The following is a 2933-nucleotide window of genomic DNA, read 5'->3' on the forward strand; positions in this document are numbered from 1 at the left end:
CCGCCCAGAGTGGCCGCCTCGCTTCGCTCGACGGGGCCCGGCTCCGCCGGGCAATGGCCGGCCTTCGGCCGGGGTCCTCCGCTTCGCTGCGGACTGCTCGGGTTCCGCTTCGCTCCACCCGAGGGCCCGCTTCGCGGGCCAGGGGGCTCCCGCGCTTCGCGCAGGAGGTGACCCCGTTTCACGGGGTCCTGGCTTTCAGCCCGTTGGGGTGTCCGCTTCGCTCCCACCCCAGGTCCTTCCGGCTCCGCCTCCCAGGACGGCCCACTGCGCGTTGTGCTGGGGGGTGCCTCAGGGCTGCTCACCCTCAGGCAGCGTCTCTCGGCCCAAGAAGTAGTCACAGTCTTCTGGGAAGACAGGAATCCCAGAGCGCGTCGAGATCGTCTGAAGTATTCCTTCCGGAACGTCGTAGAGATCTCCTGTCAGTTCTGGGATGCCAATCCACGTACTGACGACGGAGTCTGACACCCCTGGAAGGAGATACCTCTCTCGAAAGTCACCGGATCGCCGGTCGAACGCTTCCAAGACCCAGACGATACGGAAATCTCCCCACCCGTAGTAGGCGTTGCCGACGAGCAAGACGCACACGTCTGTCGGCCTGCCGACGGTCGCCTGCTCGTCCTGCAGCAGAGTCACGACGTCCTGAAGGACATCAAGCGCAGTCTGGACGTCGCCATGAGGCCGGTGCGTCCACTGGTCTCCGCTCAGGGCGATCGCCACACGCGTATCCTCCAACTGGTACAGGCCCTCCCAGAGTGAGTCCGAGAACCCCTCCCAGCTCCGCCCCGACGCCAGCGGTTCTGTCGGCACCACTCGGGCAAAGGCTTGAATGATCTCGGCCTTCTCCGTCGCCCCGCCGGTTTCCACCTCGAAAACCCGCACCCCGGAATCAGCCCATGCCCCGAGCAGCGACCCCGCATCAGCTGCCCTCATGCCATGGATCCCAGCCATGAACTCCATACAACCCCCCCTTGTCTGATGCAGCATGTACTGTTGGTGAAACTAGACTACATGTGCCAGGGGCTTGGAAGCGGGTGTGCTGGATGCCTGTCTATGAATACCATCCGGATGAATTGGCACGGATCTCTGTGGTCAGACAGGCCGTCGGACTCACCTTGAGCCAAGTGGAAGAACAGCCCCGGGCTGCCCGGGACCGTGAAGAGCGAGCGCTCGCAGCATCCAAAGAGCCGCGGAAGCCGAGCGAGGGTGGACATCGCTTCCAGCCAGAGGCTCGAATGGGCCCGGATCGTACGCGTCATGACGGAGCAGCAGATGTTCGCGTACTCCCCCGGACGAGGACCGCCGAGTCGCCCGCAGGGAAAAGCAGCGTGCCCAGCGCAAAGCCACCGAAGCTGCGTGGAGCGATGAACCAGATGCCGGGCTGCCGGTCGAGGTGCTGCGGCACCGCGTCTACCGGATTACAGCCCGGGTAACTACCGCTCCCGAAGGAGAAGAGGTGGTGGTCCGCCACATATTCGCGGCCTCGAGCGGGTCAGCCGTCGCACACGCACGGCGCATGTTTGGCCGGACCGGCAGCACCTACCGAGACGACGACTACCGGATCACTTCCGTCAGACAGGTACTTCCGGAATCAGGAGAATTCTTTTGATTCAGCTCCGAGAGCACCAGGTGGACCAGAAGTCATCGTTTCGAAAATGGGTGGGGTTCCCTGCAAGGTCATCCGTGCCTCCGCAGGGGGCCCGGGGAACGATCGTGTCCGCGACCGGCTCGGGAAAAACGATCATGGCTGCCGCGTCCGCGCTGGAGTGCTTCCCGGGCGGGCGGATCCTCGTCACCGTCCCGACCCTGGACCTCCTCATGCAGACCGCCCAGACATGGCGGGCGGTGGGCCACCGGGCCCCGATGGTCGCGGTCTGCTCGCTGGAGAACGACGCGGTCCTAGAGGAGCTCGGCGTGCGTACGACGACGAACCCGATCCAGCTCGCCCTGTGGGCCGGGGCCGGGCCAGTCGTCGTGTTCGCCACTTACGCCTCCCTGGTGGACCGCGAGGACCTGGACGCACCCGAGGGACAGCGGAAGGTTCGTGGGCCGCTGGAGGCCGCTCTGGCGGGCGGGGAGCGGCTCTACGGGCAGCAGATGGCGGGCTTCGACCTCGCCATCGTCGACGAGGCCCACGGAACCGCCGGCGACCTCGGACGCCCGTGGGCAGCGATCCACGACAACACCCGGATCCCGGCCGACTTCCGGCTCTACCTGACCGCGACCCCGCGCATCCTCGCCGCGCCCCGCCCGCAGAAGGCCGGCGGCCCTGAGGCGGAGATCGCGAGCATGACCGACGACCCCGACGGCACCTACGGGGCGTGGCTCGCGGAGCTGGGGCTGAGCGAGAGCATCGAGCGGGGGATCCTCGCCGGGTTCGAGATCGACGTCCTGGAGATCCGCGACCCCTCCCCCGTCCTCGGCGAGTCCGAGGAGGCGCAGCGGGGCCGGCGCCTGGCGCTGCTGCAGGCCGCCCTCCTGGAGCACTCGGCGGCGTACAACCTGCGTACGGTCATGACCTTCCACCAGAAAGTGGAGGAGGCGGCCGCGTTCGCGGAGAAGCTGCCGGAGACCGCCGCCGAGCTGTACGTCACCGATGCCACGGACGCCGATCTGGCGGCCGCAGGGAAGCTGCCGAAGTCGTCCATTGACGCGGAGTTCTACGAGCTGGAGGCCGGCCGTCACGTACCGCCGGACCGGGTGTGGTCGGCATGGCTGTGCGGCGACCACCTCGTCACCGAGCGGCGCGAAGTCCTGCGCCAGTTCGCAGGCGGCATCGACTCGGACAACCGACGCGTACACCGGGCCTTCCTCGCATCCGTGCGCGTGCTCGGCGAGGGCGTCGACATCACCGGCGAGCGCGGGGTGGAGGCGATCTGCTTCGCGGACACCCGTGGCTCCCAGGTCGAGATCGTCCAGAACATCGGCCGGGCTCT

Annotated in this window: 2 protein-coding genes; one reads left to right on the plus strand and one right to left on the minus strand. The window is 67.2% G+C overall.

Annotated features, from left to right (window positions below; all coding sequences use genetic code 11):
- Positions 1-288: 288 nt before the first annotated feature.
- Complete coding sequence (locus tag AB0M92_RS39160; RefSeq protein WP_366107171.1) at positions 289-957, minus strand: hypothetical protein; 669 nt, start codon at positions 955-957, stop codon at positions 289-291.
- Between the two features lie 645 nt (positions 958-1602).
- On the opposite strand from AB0M92_RS39160, the gene AB0M92_RS39165 reads away from it, so the two are divergent.
- On the plus strand, positions 1603-2933 hold a 1331-nt coding region (locus tag AB0M92_RS39165; RefSeq protein WP_366107172.1), incomplete at its 3' end, for a DEAD/DEAH box helicase family protein.

This window comes from Streptomyces sp. NPDC051582 (assembly GCF_040681715.1).
In the GTDB taxonomy this organism is placed as follows: Bacteria; Actinomycetota; Actinomycetes; order Streptomycetales; family Streptomycetaceae; genus Streptomyces.